The organism is Amycolatopsis sp. TRM77291 (assembly GCF_054166285.1).
The window spans coordinates 5,123,731-5,138,602 of record NZ_JBSZHF010000001.1; the positions used below are offsets into that span (position 1 = coordinate 5,123,731).

Genomic DNA, 14,872 nt, shown 5'->3' on the forward strand with positions numbered 1-14,872 from the left:
AACTGCTCCGCGGTCACCGCCGCGCGTCCCTCGACCAGGGCCTTCAAGGCGTCCCCGTCGTCCCACTGGTTGNAGGACGGTTCTAACCGTCCTGACCACTCACGAGGCCAGCAGCTCCTCGGCGGTCCGTGTGTTGATCACCCGGTCCGGCTCGATCCCCAGCTCGTTGGCCCGCGCGCAGCCGAAGACCAGCCAGTCCAGCTGGCCGGGGGCGTGAGCGTCGCTGTCGATCGCGAAGTCGCAGCCCAGGTCCACGGCCAGGTTCAGCAGCCGCGTCGGCGGATCCCGGCGCTCGGGGCGCGAGTTGATCTCGACGGCGACGCCGTTGTCCCGGCACGCGGTGAACACGGCTTCCGCGTCGAACTCCGACTCGGGCCGCTTCCCGCGGCCTCCCATCACCAGCCGCCCGGTGCAGTGCCCCAGCACGCGGACCCGCGGATGCTGCACCGCGGCGATCATCCTCGGCGTCATCTCCTTCGCGGGCATCCGCAGTTTCGAGTGCACGCTCGCGACGACGAAGTCCAGCTGCTCCAGCAGGTCTTCCTCTTGGTCCAGCGTGCCGTCGAGGTGGATGTCGACCTCGATGCCGTGCAGGATCCGGAACGGCGTCATCGTCTCGTTCAGTTCCGCGACGACGTCCATCTGCCGCCGCAGCCGTTCCGGCGACAGACCGTTGGCGACGGTGAGCCGCGGCGAGTGGTCCGTCAGCACCATCCATTCGTGGCCGAGCGAGCGGGCGGCTTCCGCCATCTCCTCGATCGGGCTCCCCCCGTCGGACCAGTCCGAATGGGTGTGGCAGTCGCCGCGCAACGCCGCCCGCATCGGGCCGCCGTCGGGCAGCTTCGGCTCGCCGAGCTTCTCGAAGTACGCGGGACGACGGCCGGCGAGGACGTCTTCGACGACGGCCGCGGTCGCCTTGCCGATATTCGGCAACGCGGTCAGCGTGCCCGCCTCGGCGCGTTTGCGCAGGTCGTCGGGCTCAACCTTGGCGATCACCGAAGCCGCCTGCCGGAACGCCCGCACCCGGTAGGTCGGCTCGCCCGCGCGCTCCAGCCGGAACGCGATCTCCCTCAACGCCTGCGCCGGTTCCATGCCTACCTGTCTACCCGGTCAGCGGCGAAGCGGCAGCTCATGAAGAGCTACTTCGCGCAGCTCGCCGTCGCGGATCTCGGCGGTCTGGTACGTGCAGAACGGCTGGCGCCGCCGGTCGGTCGGCGAGCCGGGGTTCAGCAGCCGCAGCCCGTTCGGCGTGACCGTGTCCCAGGGGATGTGGCTGTGCCCGAACACGAGGACGTCGGTATCCGGGAACCGGTCATCGCAGCGGCGCTCGCGGCCCTGTTTGCCGCCGGTTTCGTGGATGACCGCCAGCCGGACGCCGCCGAGGTCCGCCCGCGCGATCTCAGGGAGCCTCGCCCGCAGGTCCGCGCCGTCGTTGTTGCCGTAGACCCCGATGAGCCGCTTGCTCCGGGCCTCGAGTTCGTCTAGCAGGGCGACCTCGACCCAGTCACCGGCGTGGATGACGACGTCCGCGGCCTCGACCTCGCGCCAGACCTGGGCCGGCAGCTCCCTCGCGCGCTGCGGAAGATGCGTGTCGGCGATGAGCAGCAGGCGCATCATTCGTCTCCGATGGTCTCGAGGATCCGGTCCAGGAAGCCGCCGATGTGGGCGCGCAGCAGCCCGGCCGCGCCGTCGGCGTCCCCCTTCTTCGCCGCCGCCAGCACCGCCTTGTGCTCGGCCCATTCCCTGCGCCAGCTGGGGTTCGCCGCCCAGCCGACCACGCTGATCAGCGCCGCGCGGTCCCTGAGGTCGTCGAGGATGGAGACCATCAGCGGGTTGCCACAGCCGCTGTAGAGCGCGCGGTGGAACCGGCGGTTGAGCAGGCTGAGCGCGGCCTGGTCCTTGTCCGAGATCGCCGCCGACGCCTCCTTCAACGCCTCCGCGGCGTCTTCGAACAGGTCCGGTGAGCGGCGCTCGACCGACCGGCACACGGCTTCGGGCTCCAGCACCATGCGGACGTCGTAGACGGACTTCGCCAGCTCCGCGTCGACCACGCACACCGAGGCGCCCTTGTACGGGCTGAAAGTCACCAGGCCGGTGTTCGAGAGCACCTTCAGCGCCTCGCGCACGGGTGTCTTCGACACTCCGAGCCGGGCCGCGAGTTCGGCTTCGACCAGCGGCTGGCCGGGCTCCAGCTCCCTGGTGAGGATGCCGCGGCGGATCTCTTCGAGCACCACTTCGGTCCGGGAAGCGGGCAGGCTGAAGGTCGAGGACATGGGGCGATCATATATGAGATGCCATACTCGGCTTCATGAGGAACCCTGAGGAATTCCGCAGTCATCGCTGGTTCGGCGGCGACGAACTACGCGGTTTCAGCCACCGGGCCCGGACCAGGCAACTCGGCTACAACCCGGAGGAGCACCTCGGGAAACCGGTCATCGCCATCCTCAATACCTGGAGCGACATCAACCCCTGCCACATGCATCTGCGCGAGCGGGCGGAACAGGTCAAACGCGGAGTGTGGCAGGCAGGCGGATTCCCGCTGGAGTTCCCGGTCGCGACCCTGTCGGAGACGTTCCAGAAACCGACACCGATGCTCTACCGGAACCTGCTTTCGATGGAGACCGAAGAAATCCTGCGGTCCTACCCCGTCGACGGCGCGGTGCTCATGGGCGGCTGCGACAAGACGACACCGGCGTTGCTGATGGGCGCGGCGAGCGCGGGGCTGCCCGCGATCTTCGTCCCCGCCGGCCCGATGCTGCGCGGGCACTGGCGGAACGAGGTGCTCGGCAGCGGCACCGACATGTGGAAGTACTGGGACGACAAGCGGGCCGGGCTGATCGGCGACGGGGAACTGTCCGAATTGGAGCGTGGGCTGGCCCGTTCTCCCGGAACCTGTATGACGATGGGCACCGCGTCCACGATGATGTCGGTCGCCGAAGTGCTCGGGCTGACATTGCCCGGCGCGGCGTCGATCCCCGCCGTCGACTCGGCGCACCACCGGATGGCCGCGGCGAGCGGCGCGCGGGTCGTCGAGATGGTCCGGGAGGACCTCACCATCACGAAGATCCTCGACGAACGCGCGTACGCCGACGCGATCACCACCGTGCTGGCGCTGGGCGGCTCCACCAACGCCGTCATCCACCTGATCGCGATGGCCGGTCGCGGGCGGATCCCGTTGTCCGTGGACGATTTCGACGCGATCGCACGCCGGGTCCCGGTACTGGCGAACATCAGGCCGGGCGGGGACTGGCTGATGGAGGACTTCTACTACGCGGGCGGGCTGCCCGGCCTGCTCTCCCGGCTGACCGACCTGCTGCACACCGACCGCGTCACCGTCACCGGCCGGCCCCTCGGCGAAGACCTGAAAACGGCACGGGTGCACAACGACGACGTCATCCGCACGCGTGACAACCCGGTCGCCACCGAAGGCGGAGTCGCGGTGCTGCGCGGAAATCTCGCGCCGTCGGGCGCGGTGATCAAGCACATCGCCGCCGAACCCCGGCTGCTCGTCCACACGGGACCCGCGGTGGTCTTCAACGACTACCAGGACCTGAAGAAGCGCATCAACGACCCCACACTCGGCATCACCGAGGACTCGGTCCTCGTACTGCGCGGATCCGGCCCGCTCGGCGGACCCGGAATGCCCGAATACGGGATGCTGCCGCTGCCGGATCACCTGCTGGCCAAGGGCGTGCGGGACATGGTCCGTGTGTCCGACGCCAGGATGAGCGGCACCAGTTACGGCGCGTGCGTGCTGCACGTCGCGCCGGAATCCCATGTGGGCGGGCCGCTCGCGCTGGTCCGCGACGGCGATCCGGTCACTTTGGACGTCCCTTCGCGACGGCTGAGCCTCGACGTCGATGATGCGGAATTGCAACGTCGCCGGGCACGGTGGAGCCCACCCGCGCCGCGGCACGAACGGGGTTACGGCGCGTTGTACGCCGAACACATCACGCAAGCCGATGAGGGCTGTGACTTCGACTTTCTCGCCAAAACGGGCGAAAATCCGGAACCTGACGCCCAGTGACCACCCGACGGAGTGATGCGCTCACCCAACCGGGCGAGTTGCACGACTACAAAACGCGCCCCGTATCTTGAACCTACGTCCGGAACGTGTGGAAGGCCCGGATGTTGGATCACGACGCCCGGCCTCGCCGGACCGTGGAGGGTGGAGAGTTGCCGCAGGAACCGCGCTGGCCCGAGTCCCACGCTGAGCAGACGGACATTCTCCCGGTCGTCACGCCCGGGTTCGCGGAGTCTGCCACGCCGGAGGAGCCCTCGCCACCGAAGCGCCGTCGCAGCTACCGCAAGGCCGCCTTCATCGGCGGCGGCGTGTTCGGCCTGCTGGTCGTCGCGTACGCCCTCGACGTGCTGGTCTCACAGGGCAGCGTCCCCCGCGGCGTCACCGTCGCCGGGGTCGACGTCGGCGGGATGGACCGCGTGGCGGCCGAGAAGGAGCTCCGTGGCGGTATCGAGCCGCGGCTGACCCGGCCGGTGAAGGTCGTCGCTGGCGACGCCGAGGAGTCGCTGGCGCCGAACAACGCCGGCCTGCGCCTCGACTGGCCCGCCACCCTCGACCAGGCCGGTGACCAGCCGCTGAACCCGTTCACCCGGATCGCGTCGTTCTTCTCGACCACCGAGGTCGGCGTCGTCACCCAGACCGACGACGCCAAGCTCACCGCCGCGCTGGAGAACCTGCGCGACAAGGTCGATCGCGATCCGATCGAGGGCACCGTGCGCTTCGAGGAGGCCAAGCCGGTCGCCGTCGAGCCGAAGACCGGGCAGAAGCTCGACCTCGAAGCCGCCAAGAAGACCATCCTGGAGCGCTGGGCCAGTGGCGAGCCGCTCACGCTGGCGGTCACCCAGACCCCGGTCAAGGTCTCGCCGGAGGCCGTCCACGCCGCTCTCGAGCAGGTCGCGAAGCCCGCCGTCGCGTCGCCGATGGTCATCAAGGGCGAGGGCAAGGACGCCGTCGTCAAACCCGCGCAGATCGCGGCCGCGCTGACCTTCGAGCCGGTCGACGGCGGGGTGCTGAACCCGAAGGTGGACAACAACAAGATCATCGAGGCCGCGGGCCCGCAGCTGAAGTCCACCGAGAAGGAGGGCAAGGACGCGCAGATCGTCTTCGAAGGCGGCAAGCCGACCGTGCAGCCCTCCGAGGACGCCAACGTCGTCGACTGGGAGCCGAGCCTCAAGCCGGTGCTCGACGTGCTCAAACGCGCCGCGCCCCGCGAGCTGCCGGTGACCTACAAGAAGACCCCGGCCAAGGTGACCACCGAGCAGGCCAACCAGCTCGGCATCAAGGAGGTCGTCAGCGAGTTCAAGACCGGCGGGTTCGCGCCGGACTCGGGGACGAACATCCGGGTCGTGGCGCAGAAGGTCAACGGCGCCATCGTGAAACCGGGCGAGACGTTCAGCCTCAACGGGTTCACCGGGCCGCGCGGCACGGCGCAGGGCTACGTCGAGGCCGGTGTCATCAAGGACGGCGCCCCCGGCCGCGAGGTCGGCGGCGGGATCTCGCAGTTCGCGACCACGCTGTACAACGCCTCGTACTTCGCCGGCATGAAGGACACCGAGCACAAGGAACACAGCTACTACATCAGCCGTTACCCCGCCGCGCGCGAGGCGACCGTGTTCCAGAACCACGGCGGCGGCAGCGTGATCGACCTGAAGTTCACCAACGACACGGACACCGGTGTCGCGATCCAGACCATCTGGACGCCGTCGGACATCACGATCCGGCTGTGGGGCACCAAGAAGTACACCGTCGAGTCGATCCCGGGCGGCCGCACCAACCCGTCCGAGCCGCCGACGAAGCCCGGCCCCGCCGAGAACTGCAAGCCCAGCAACGGCGCGCCCGGCTTCACCACGTCGGACACCCGGGTGATCAAGGACGCCGCGACCGGCCGCGAGATCCGGCGGCACACCCGGAACGTGCACTACAACCCGCAGCCGAAGATCACCTGCGGCACGGAGTAGTTCCTAGCGCGTGAAGGCCCCCTTCCCTCGGCTCAGTCGAGGGAAGGGGGCCTTCACGCGCTTCGCCGTTTCACCGCACGCGTGCGGGGCGGTACGCTCAGTGACTCACCCGATCGAGCGGGGGTGGTCACCTCGTGGAGCCCAAGGCGACCTTCCGGCAGGTCCTCGCGGTCGGCGAACTACGGGCGATCTGGTTCGCGGAACTCCAGTCGATCCTCGGTGACCAGGTGGCCAGGGTCGCCCTGTCGGTGCTGGTGTTCGAGCGGACCCGTTCGGCGACGTGGCCCGCGCTGACCTACGCGCTCACCTACCTGCCCGACCTGATCGGCGGACCGCTGCTCGGCGGCCTGGCCGACCGGTTCCCGCGCCGCGCGGTGATGGTCTGCTCCGACGTCGTCCGCGCGCTCCTGGTCGCGGTGCTCGCCCTCCCCGGCATCCCGTTGCCCGTGCTCGCCGCCGTGCTGGTGGTGGTGCAACTGGCCAACGCGCCGTTCACCGCCGCGCAGGCCGCGGTCCTTCCGTCGGTGCTGAGCGGGGACCGGTACGTGCTCGGCCAGTCCCTGCTGAAGATCACCAACCAGGTCGGCCAGCTCGCCGGCTTCGCGTTGGGCGGCGTGGTGATCGCCGCGATCGGGCCGGGACGCGGGCTGGCGATCGACGCTGCGACGTTCGCCTTCTCGGCCGTCGTCCTGCGGCTCGGTGTCCGCGCCCGGCCCGCGTCGGGCGCGAGCGGGCCGGCGACGTCGACCCTGCGGCGGCTTCGTGGGGGGGGCCCCCCCCGCAGGGGGGGGCGGGGGGGGTTAATGTGGGGGAGANGTCCTGCGGCTCGGTGTCCGCGCCCGGCCCGCGTCGGGCGCGAGCGGGCCGGCGACGTCGACCCTGCGGCGGCTTCGGGCGGGCGCCCGCACGATCTGGCACGACCGACGGCTGCGCGCGCTGGTCGGCCTGGCCTGGCTGGCGGGTTTCGTGATCGTGCCGGAAGGGCTCGCCGTGCCCTATGCCGCGGAGATCGGCGGCGGCGCGGTGACGGCGGGACTGCTGCTCGCGGCGCATCCCGCGGGGATCGTGCTCGGGGTGTTCGTACTGGGCCGCCTGGTGCGGCCGGAAGTCCGGTTGCGCATGGTCGGCGGGCTGGCGCTCGGTGCGATCGTGCCGCTCGCGGGGTTCTGGTTCCGGCCGTCGCTCCCCTACGCCGCCGGACTGCTCGTGCTGTCCGGGATGTGCGCGGCCTACCAGGTCACCGCGAGCACCACGTTCATGCGGCTGGTACCCGACACCGAACGAGGCCAGGCGTTCGGCCTCGCCGGGTCGGGACTCATCGCCGTGCAGGGAATCGGGCTGATCGCCGGCGGCCTGCTCGTCGGCGTACTCGGTTCACCCGCGACGACGGTCTCGGTCATCGCACTCGCCGGTCTCGTAGTGGCTGTTCCGGCCACCCGGGCTTGGCGCCACGTGGCCCCGCTTCACCCCCTTTGACCGGAACCGGGTACTCACCAGTTCTGCCCGCGCATGGAGCTCACCCCCCTCCACTTCCCCGATCCGGTCACGCGTGGTGCACCCACGCCTACCCATACAGCGTAGTGACACCTAGTATCCAACCGATTACGTTCGTCTCCGTGGCGCTAACGAATTGGGCGCTGTGGCGGCTACCCCACCGCGGTTTGATCGGCTTCGTCCTCCTGGTGGACGTCGCGGCGATCGCCGGATCCGCCTGGTCTCTGGTCCGCGTCCCGTTCACCCAGGGCGACGCCCTCCCGTTCGCCATCCTGATCGTCAGCGCCGTGGCGTACACGGAGTTGTCACGCCCGGTCGAGCGGGTGCGGGAGCGGTTCGCCGGGACGCCGCACATCTCGCTCGACAGCGTCTGGACCTTCGCCGCCGTGCTGCTGGTGCACCCGGCACTCGCCGCGCTGGTCATCGCCGTGTCGTTCTTCTACCGCTGGTTCCGCGGTCAGCCGAACCCGTTGTTCCGGCGGATGTTCTCCGCCTCGGCGACCGTACTCTCTGGGTTCGCGGCCGCCGCCTTCCTCTCCCGGTACGCGGCCCCGTTCGACGTACTCCCCCGCGACGTCGCCTCGTTCGGGTCGATCGTCGCGGCGGGCGGGGTGTTCCTGCTGGTCAACACCGTCCTCATGACCATCGCGGTGTACTACGGCACGCCGCACGAGCGGCTGCGCGACGCGTTGGCGAAGCCCTTCGAATACGCGCTCGAAGCGGCGACGATCGCGCTCGGCGTCATCGTCGCGTGGGCGTTGCGGGACTGGCCCGTGGTGCTGCTGCTGGTCGTCGGGATCACGCTGGTGCTGCATCGCGGCGTCCTGCTGCGGCAACTGAAACGGCAGGCCCGCAGCGACGCCAAGACCGGCCTGCTCAACGCGAAGGCGTGGCGCGAAGCGGCGGCCGACGAACTCGACCGCGCGCGGCGCGCGGGGCGGCACACCAGCCTGCTGATGGTCGACGTCGACCGGTTCAAGCTGATCAACGACCGGCACGGGCATCTGGTCGGCGACCGGTATCTGGCGGCGATCGCGGAAACGCTGCGCACCGAGGTGCGCGGCACGGATCTGGTCGGGCGGTTCGGCGGCGAGGAGTTCGTCGTGCTGCTGCCCGGCACGCCCGCCGTCCACGCCCACGCGATCGCGGAACGGATCCGGTCGAGCGTGGCCACGCGTGCCGGTGACCTGCCCGAGCACGTCACCGTGTCGATCGGCCTCGCCGACCGGCCGGGCGTCAGCGATCTGGACGCGGTGATCGCCGTCGCGGACCGGGCGCTCTACGAGGCGAAGAACACCGGGCGGAACCGGACTTCGGGCTACCAGGTGACCGGCTGACCCTTCGCGTTTCGTCCTCTGGATGCGGTCCTTGCGTGTGCAAGTACGCATCCAGAGGACTAAAAGCGTCAGGGGAGGCCGGCGAGGGACTTCTCGAGGACCTCGTCGGGCAGCGCGTGGTCGGAGATGTCGCCCGCCAGATACGCGCCGTACGCCGGGAGGTCGAGGTGCGCGTGCCCGCACAGCGCGGTCAGAATCACCTTCTCCTCGCCGGTTTCCTTGCACCGCAACGCTTCCTGGATGCACGCGGCGAGCGCGTGGGTCGGCTCGGGCGCGGGGATGATGCCCTCCGCGCGGGCGAACCGCACACCTGCCGCGAAACAGTCCTCCTGCCCGATGGCGACCGCGTCGATCAGCCCGAGCTCGTAGATATGCGAGATCAGCGGCGACATCCCGTGGTAGCGCAGGCCGCCGGCGTGGATCGGGTCGGGGATGAAGTCGTGACCGAGCGTGTGCATCTTCAGCAACGGCGTCAACCCGGCGGTGTCCCCGAAGTCGTACGCGTACTTCCCGCGGGTGAGCGTCGGGCAGGCGGCCGGTTCGACCGCGCGGATCACCGGGTCCATCCGGCCGGCGAGTTTTTCGCGCAGGAACGGGAAGGCGAGCCCGCCGAAGTTGGATCCGCCGCCGGTGCAGCCGACGAGGACGTCCGGGGTGTCCCCGGCCAGTTCGAACTGTTTGAGCGCCTCTTCGCCGATGATCGTCTGGTGCAGCAGCACGTGGTTGAGCACGCTGCCGAGCGCGTAACGCGTGTTCTCCGCCTGCGCCGCCTGCTCGACCGCCTCGCTGATCGCGATGCCGAGACTCCCGGTCGAGCCCGGGTCCGCGGCCAGGATCGCGCGGCCGGATTCGGTCAGCTCGGACGGGCTGGGATGCACCGTCGCGCCGAAGGTCTCCATCATCAGCTTGCGATACGGCTTCTGGTCGAACGAAGCGCGGACCTGCCACACCTCGCATTCGAGCCCGAAGGTGGCGCACGCGAACGCGAGCGCGCTCCCCCACTGCCCGGCGCCGGTTTCCGTGGTCAGCCGGGTGACCCCTTCCGCCGCGTTGTAGAACGCCTGCGGGACTGCGGTGTTGGGCTTGTGCGAGCCGACCGGGCTGACACCTTCGTACTTGTAGTAGATGCGGGCGGGAGTGCCCAGCGCCTTCTCCAGCCGCCTCGCGCGGAACAGCGGCGACGGCCGCCAGAGCCGGTAGACGTCGAGGACCTCTTCCGGGATGTCGATGTACCGTTCGGTGCTGACTTCCTGGGCGATGAGCGCCTGCGGGAACAGGGGCGCGAGGTCGTCCGGGCCGACCGGCTCGCGGGTGCCCGGATGCAGTGGCGGCGGTGGCGGCTCCGGCAGATCCGGGACGATGTTGTACCACCGGGCCGGCATGTCCGCTTCGTCGAGGATGTACTTCGTCCGCTCCGCCATTGAGCCTCCTCTGTCCGTCCCTTCAACCTAAAGGGACGGACGGCGTGGCACCAGGCGTCACTACTACGGTGAGGGCATGGGGAATTTCGTACTGCTCGACGCACCGTCCAATCTCGGACTGCGCCCGCCCGCCGAAGGTGTGGTCCCCGGCTGCTACAAGGCACCGGGCGCGCTGCGCGACCAGGGTCTGCTCACCCGGTTGGGCGCCAGGGACGGCGGCGTCGTCACCCCGCCGCGGTATCTGCCCGCTTGGTCGCCCGGCGGCGGGGTGCGCAACGCGGCCGGGATCTCGACCTACACCGCGGCCCTCGCCGGGCGGCTTGCGAAGATCCGCGCGGACGGCGGCTTCCCGGTGGTGCTCGGCGGCGACTGTTCGATCGCGCTCGCCGCGATGCTGACTCTGCGTCGCGAAGGCCGCTTCGGCGTCGTCTACTTCGACGGCCACGATGACTTCCGGCACCTCGGCAATTCCGATCACGTCGCCAACGTGGGCGGTGAGGCTCTCGCCGTCGTCACCGGCCGCGGCCAAGCCGAACTGGCCGATGTGGACGGTCTGGGGCCGTACGTCCGTGACGAGGACGTCCTCGTGCTCGGCGTTCGCGCGGAGGAGTCCGCCGAGGCACGGGACGCGGGGCTGCGCGTCGTGACCAGCCAGGAGATCATGGCGTCCGGCACCGGCGGCGCGCTCGCCGCCGCCCGCGAGATCTTCGCGCCGCTGGACGGTTTCTGGATCCACGTCGACATCGACACGCTCGATCCGGAATTCGTGTCCGCTGTGGACAGTCCCGATCCCGGCGGGCTCAGCCCGGACAAGCTCGTCGAACTGCTCCGCGGCCTGCTCGCGATCCCCGGCGCCGCCGGGCTGGAGCTGACCATCTTCGATCCCGACCTCGACCCCGACGGCACACAGGCCGCCCTGGTGGCGGACTGTCTCGTGCGCGCACTGGAAGGAACCCGATGACCGAGGTGACCGTCGCCGACGGCTCGTTCGACGCCCCGCTCTGGCTGCCCGAATCCGGCTCCGGCCCGGGGCTGGTGCTGATCCAGGAGATCTTCGGTCTCGACGACTACCTCAAGTCGGTCGCCGCCGACCTGGCCGCCCTCGGTTACGTCGTCGCCGTGCCCGAACTGTTCTGGCGGATCTCCCCCGGCTGGTCGGCCACGCACGACGAAGCCGGGATCTCGGCCTCGATGGCCGTCTCCGGACAGCTCGACCCGGCACGCGCCGTCACCGACGTGCTCGCGACACTGGGGACGCTGCGCGAACTGCCCGAAACCGACGGCCGCGCGGGCGTCTTCGGTTTCTGCCTCGGCGGCTCGATGGCGTACGCGGCCGCCGCCGAAGGCGACCCGGACGTCGCGGTCTCGTACTACGGTTCGCGCGTGCCGGAGCAACTTCCGTTGCTGGACAAGATCACCTGCCCGATCCAGTTCCAGTTCGGCGGCGAGGATCCCTACATCCCCGTCGAGGGCGTACGTCGCCTTGCCGACGCGGTCGCCTCTCACGACGGCGCGGAGATCCACATCCACGAGGGCGCGGGGCACGCGTTCCACAACCACGTGGCGCCGATGTTCCACCAGCCGGAGCCCGCCGCCGCGGCTTGGGCACTCACGCTGGAGTTCCTCGGGCGGGTCTTTCCGGCGTGAGCGGGCGTTGGGCTCGTGAGTGGTAAGTAGGGTTAAAGCCACGGGTGTCTTGTGTACCTACTGCGGGAACGGGTGGCGTTTTCGGAGCTCACCTGTCCTGCCGGGGTTGCGAAAGCCACTTTCGCAACCTTCAACGTTGTGAAAGTGGCTTTCACAACGTCGGCCATGGCCGGGCGCGACACCGCCCTGGCGAGCATGTCGCGAAAGCCACTTTCGAGACATCTGATGTCTCGAAAGTGGCTTTCGCGACACCCCTCCCCCGGCCTGGAGCCAGCAGGTATCCAAGACGCCCTTGGTCAGAACCGTCCTTACCACTCACGAGGTGCTTCGCTGTGGGCGAAGCACCGGAATATGTCGGTGCCTCCCGGTAGTTTCCCCAGCATGGCCACATTGGTGAGTTTTCACGCCCACCCCGACGACGAGTGCATCGTCGCGGGCGGCGTCATGCGCAAGGCCTTCGAGGAAGGTCACCGTGTCGTGCTCGTCGTCGCGACCAGGGGGGAGGTCGGCGAGGTGCCGGACGGGTTCCTCGACGACGGAGAGGAGTTGTGGCAGCGCCGCGTGCAGGAGACGCACGCATCCGCCGAGGTCCTGGGGGCCAAGCGGGTGGAGTTCCTGGGGTACACCGATTCCGGCATGATGGGCGAGCCGCGCAACGACGAGCCCGGCACGTTCTGGCAGGCCGACGTCGAGGAGGCCGCGCAGCGCCTGGCCGCGATCCTGCGCGAGGAGCAGGCCGACGTCCTGACCGTCTACGACGACAACGGCGGCTACGGGCATCCGGACCACATCCAGGTGCATCGCGTCGGCATGCGCGCGGCCGAGCTGGCGGGCACGCCGCGGGTCTACGAGGCGACGAGCAACAGTGACGAGATGCGCCGCGGCATGGAGGAGGCGGTGCGGACGGGGCAGATGAAGGCGGAGGATCTTCCCGATTTCGAAGACGGTTCCGAGTTCGGCAAACCGGAAGCGGTCCTGACGGCGAGGGTCGACGTCACCGCGTACCTGCCTGCCAAGCGGGCCGCGATGCGTGCGCACGCCAGCCAGATCAGTGAGGATTCGTTCTTCCTCGCGATGCCGGACGAGGCCTTCGCGCAGGCGTTCGGCGTCGAGTGGTTCATCCGCGCCGGGCAGGGGCCGGGTATCACCGAGACCGATCTCATGGCGGGTCTCTGACCCGCCGTTGATGAAGGATCGGGGACACTCGACGTCCCGGATCCTTCATCAACCTACGGCGGGATCAGGCCGTGGCGGCGGTGACGTCGAGCTCGACGAGCTGCCCGCGATACCCGAGCTGCGCGACGCCGAGCAGGGTGCTCGCGGTGGTGAACGCCTCCCCGAGCTCCGACCCGACGAACCGGTCCCACACGGCCGAGAGCACGTCGGCGTCCGGCGTGACCACGTAGATCACCGTGCGCACCACGTCGGCCGGGGTCGCCTTGGCGAAGGCGAGCGCCGCGGCGGTGTTCGCGACGACCTGGTCGACCTGGGCGAGCACGTCGCCTTCGACGACCTTGCCGTCTTCGGCGAGCGGGCACTGGCCGGCGAGGTGGATGTCCCGCCGTCCTTCGGCGATGGTCACGTGGTGGTAGGTGGGCGTGGGGTGCAGACCGGGCGGATGGTGGCGTTGAATGGTCACGGGCCGCATCCTCACCGAGGCGGTCGCGACGGGACAACCGGATTTCACGGGGGAGCCATGCGCAGGACGATCGACTGGACCGGTGACGCGGTCACGATCATCGACCAGACCGTCCTGCCCGCCGAGTATCGCGTGCTCGAACTGCGCACGGCCGGCGAACTCGTCGACGCCATCCAGCGGCTGGCGGTGCGCGGGGCGCCGGCGCTCGGCGCGGCGGGGGCGCTCGGTGTCGTGCTCGCGACCCGCGCGGGAGGTGACGTCGAGGCCGAGGCGCATCGCGTCGCCCAGGCCCGGCCGACGGCGGTCAACCTGAGCTGGGGTGTCTCCCGCGCCCTCGCGAAGCTCCCGGAGGGGCCGGACGCCGTCCTCGCCGAAGCGCTGGCGATCCTCGACGAGGACGAGCGGATCAACCACGAAGCCTCCCGGCTGGCGGCCGCAGTGGTGCTCGAACACTGTGAGCGGCGGCCGTTGCGGCTGCTCAGCCACTGCAACGCGGGCCACCTCGCCACGGTCGCCTGGGGCAGCGCGCTCGGCGTCGTCTGGCATCTCCAGGCCCGCGGCCTGGTCGAGTCCGTGCTGGTCGACGAGACCAGGCCGCTGCTGCAGGGCGCCCGCCTGACCGCGTGGGAGCTGGCCGAAGCCGGTGTCCCGTACCGGATCCAGCCCGACGGCGCGGCCGCCGCCGCGATGAGCCGCGGTCTCGTCGACTGTGTGCTCGTCGGCGCCGACCGGATCGCCGCCAACGGCGACGTCGCCAACAAGATCGGCACCTACGGCCTGGCGATCGCGGCGAAGCACCACGGGATCCCGTTCGTGGTCGTCGCGCCTTCATCCACTGTGGACACCGCGATGCCGGACGGCGCCGGGATCGTGATCGAGGAGCGCGATCCCGGCGAAGTCCTGGGTTTCGGTGGCACGAAGGTCGCTCCCGAAGGCGCGGAGGTGTTCAACCCGGCCTTCGACGTGACGCCGTTCGAGCTGGTCACCGCGGTCGTCACCGAGCAGGGGGTGCTGCGCCCGTGATCAGCTTGGTGAACATGGCGGCCATTTCCGCGTCGTCGTAGCGGAGAACGCCGGATCCGGCGCCCACGACCATTCCGAAGTCGATCGTCCGCCCTTTCGCCCCGCACGGTCCCGCGATACTCCCCCGCCGCCTGAGATGGCACCCCCGGGTCCGTCACCGGTGCGGTCAGCCCCGGGCCGGTGAAGGCCGGCCGAGGACGGTCGTCGCCGACACCGGCGAACAGTTCACGAAGGCCGCCGTTCTCCAGCGGGCGGAACCATTCCGTCCGATCGTGGTAGCGGCGGCCTTGGGTGACCTCGCCGTACTCGAGCACCACCCGGGTACCGCACCA

The 14,872-nt window shown here is 69.9% G+C and carries 13 protein-coding genes and 1 pseudogene; 9 read left to right on the top strand and 5 right to left on the bottom strand.

The window, feature by feature from the left end; all coding sequences use genetic code 11:
- Window positions 1-99 precede the first annotated feature (99 nt).
- The 3 genes from ACXIZN_RS23735 to ACXIZN_RS23745 are packed head-to-tail and all read right to left on the bottom strand — an operon-like array spanning window position 100 to window position 2,273.
- Complete coding sequence (locus ACXIZN_RS23735) at window positions 100-1,092, bottom strand: PHP domain-containing protein (protein WP_457956960.1); 993 nt, start codon at window positions 1,090-1,092, stop codon at window positions 100-102.
- 18 nt (window positions 1,093-1,110) lie between these two features.
- On the bottom strand, window positions 1,111-1,614 hold the full coding sequence (locus tag ACXIZN_RS23740; protein WP_457956961.1) for a metallophosphoesterase family protein: 504 nt from the start codon (window positions 1,612-1,614) through the stop codon (window positions 1,111-1,113).
- A complete protein-coding gene (locus ACXIZN_RS23745) occupies window positions 1,614-2,273 on the bottom strand; it encodes a GntR family transcriptional regulator (protein ID WP_457956962.1) in 660 nt (219 codons plus the stop codon). The genes ACXIZN_RS23740 and ACXIZN_RS23745 overlap by 1 nt, the downstream gene beginning before the upstream one ends.
- A gap of 35 nt (window positions 2,274-2,308) precedes the next feature.
- Here ACXIZN_RS23745 and araD point away from each other — a divergent pair, with 35 nt between their 5' ends.
- The 5 genes and pseudogenes from araD (at window position 2,309) to ACXIZN_RS23770 (ending at window position 8,810) form a co-directional block, all read left to right on the top strand.
- Complete coding sequence (gene araD, locus ACXIZN_RS23750) at window positions 2,309-4,027, top strand: L-arabinonate dehydratase (RefSeq protein ID WP_457956963.1); 1,719 nt, start codon at window positions 2,309-2,311, stop codon at window positions 4,025-4,027.
- Window positions 4,028-4,176: 149 nt separating this feature from the next.
- On the top strand, window positions 4,177-5,979 hold the full coding sequence (locus ACXIZN_RS23755; RefSeq protein WP_457956964.1) for a VanW family protein: 1,803 nt from the start codon (window positions 4,177-4,179) through the stop codon (window positions 5,977-5,979).
- Window positions 5,980-6,206: 227 nt separating this feature from the next.
- Window positions 6,207-6,665, top strand: a pseudogene (locus ACXIZN_RS23760) (MFS transporter); the annotation flags it as partial.
- 280 nt (window positions 6,666-6,945) lie between these two features.
- Window positions 6,946-7,455, top strand: a complete 510-nt coding sequence (locus ACXIZN_RS23765; protein WP_457960582.1) for an MFS transporter — start codon at window positions 6,946-6,948, stop codon at window positions 7,453-7,455.
- Window positions 7,456-7,595: 140 nt separating this feature from the next.
- On the top strand, window positions 7,596-8,810 hold the full coding sequence (locus ACXIZN_RS23770) for a GGDEF domain-containing protein (protein ID WP_457960583.1): 1,215 nt from the start codon (window positions 7,596-7,598) through the stop codon (window positions 8,808-8,810).
- Between the two features lie 68 nt (window positions 8,811-8,878).
- Here the strand turns inward: ACXIZN_RS23770 and ACXIZN_RS23775 are convergent, their stop codons facing one another.
- Window positions 8,879-10,231, bottom strand: a complete 1,353-nt coding sequence (locus ACXIZN_RS23775) for a TrpB-like pyridoxal phosphate-dependent enzyme (RefSeq protein WP_457956965.1) — start codon at window positions 10,229-10,231, stop codon at window positions 8,879-8,881.
- A gap of 76 nt (window positions 10,232-10,307) precedes the next feature.
- Here ACXIZN_RS23775 and ACXIZN_RS23780 point away from each other — a divergent pair, with 76 nt between their 5' ends.
- The 3 genes from ACXIZN_RS23780 to ACXIZN_RS23790 all read left to right on the top strand — a co-directional run bounded on the left by ACXIZN_RS23780 (window position 10,308) and on the right by ACXIZN_RS23790 (window position 13,054).
- Window positions 10,308-11,192, top strand: a complete 885-nt coding sequence (locus ACXIZN_RS23780; protein WP_457956966.1) for an arginase family protein — start codon at window positions 10,308-10,310, stop codon at window positions 11,190-11,192.
- Window positions 11,189-11,878 (top strand): dienelactone hydrolase family protein, encoded by a 690-nt coding sequence (locus ACXIZN_RS23785; protein ID WP_457956967.1) that lies wholly within the window; start codon window positions 11,189-11,191, stop codon window positions 11,876-11,878. Before ACXIZN_RS23780 ends, ACXIZN_RS23785 begins: the two co-directional genes overlap by 4 nt.
- A 381-nt stretch (window positions 11,879-12,259) precedes the next feature.
- Window positions 12,260-13,054, top strand: a complete 795-nt coding sequence (locus ACXIZN_RS23790) for a PIG-L family deacetylase (protein ID WP_126735470.1) — start codon at window positions 12,260-12,262, stop codon at window positions 13,052-13,054.
- A 64-nt stretch (window positions 13,055-13,118) separates the two neighbouring features.
- On the opposite strand, the gene ACXIZN_RS23795 is transcribed toward ACXIZN_RS23790, so the two are convergent.
- Window positions 13,119-13,517 (bottom strand): RidA family protein, encoded by a 399-nt coding sequence (locus ACXIZN_RS23795; RefSeq protein WP_457956968.1) that lies wholly within the window; start codon window positions 13,515-13,517, stop codon window positions 13,119-13,121.
- Between the two features lie 57 nt (window positions 13,518-13,574).
- Here ACXIZN_RS23795 and mtnA point away from each other — a divergent pair, with 57 nt between their 5' ends.
- Window positions 13,575-14,540, top strand: a complete 966-nt coding sequence (mtnA, locus tag ACXIZN_RS23800; protein WP_457956969.1) for an S-methyl-5-thioribose-1-phosphate isomerase — start codon at window positions 13,575-13,577, stop codon at window positions 14,538-14,540.
- Window positions 14,541-14,872 lie beyond the last annotated feature (332 nt).

Bases quoted from the DNA above. Each gene is read 5' to 3' on its own strand.
- ACXIZN_RS23785 (WP_457956967.1), top strand. From the start codon at position 11,189: ATGACCGAGGTGACCGTCGCCGACGGCTCGTTCGACGCCCCGCTCTGG.
- ACXIZN_RS23745 (WP_457956962.1), bottom strand. From the start codon at position 2,273: ATGTCCTCGACCTTCAGCCTGCCCGCTTCCCGGACCGAAGTGGTGCTC.
- ACXIZN_RS23775 (WP_457956965.1), bottom strand. From the start codon at position 10,231: ATGGCGGAGCGGACGAAGTACATCCTCGACGAAGCGGACATGCCGGCC.
- ACXIZN_RS23790 (WP_126735470.1), top strand. From the start codon at position 12,260: ATGGCCACATTGGTGAGTTTTCACGCCCACCCCGACGACGAGTGCATC.
- ACXIZN_RS23735 (WP_457956960.1), bottom strand. From the start codon at position 1,092: ATGGAACCGGCGCAGGCGTTGAGGGAGATCGCGTTCCGGCTGGAGCGC.
- ACXIZN_RS23740 (WP_457956961.1), bottom strand. From the start codon at position 1,614: ATGCGCCTGCTGCTCATCGCCGACACGCATCTTCCGCAGCGCGCGAGG.
- mtnA (WP_457956969.1), top strand. From the start codon at position 13,575: ATGCGCAGGACGATCGACTGGACCGGTGACGCGGTCACGATCATCGAC.
- araD (WP_457956963.1), top strand. From the start codon at position 2,309: ATGAGGAACCCTGAGGAATTCCGCAGTCATCGCTGGTTCGGCGGCGAC.
- ACXIZN_RS23780 (WP_457956966.1), top strand. From the start codon at position 10,308: ATGGGGAATTTCGTACTGCTCGACGCACCGTCCAATCTCGGACTGCGC.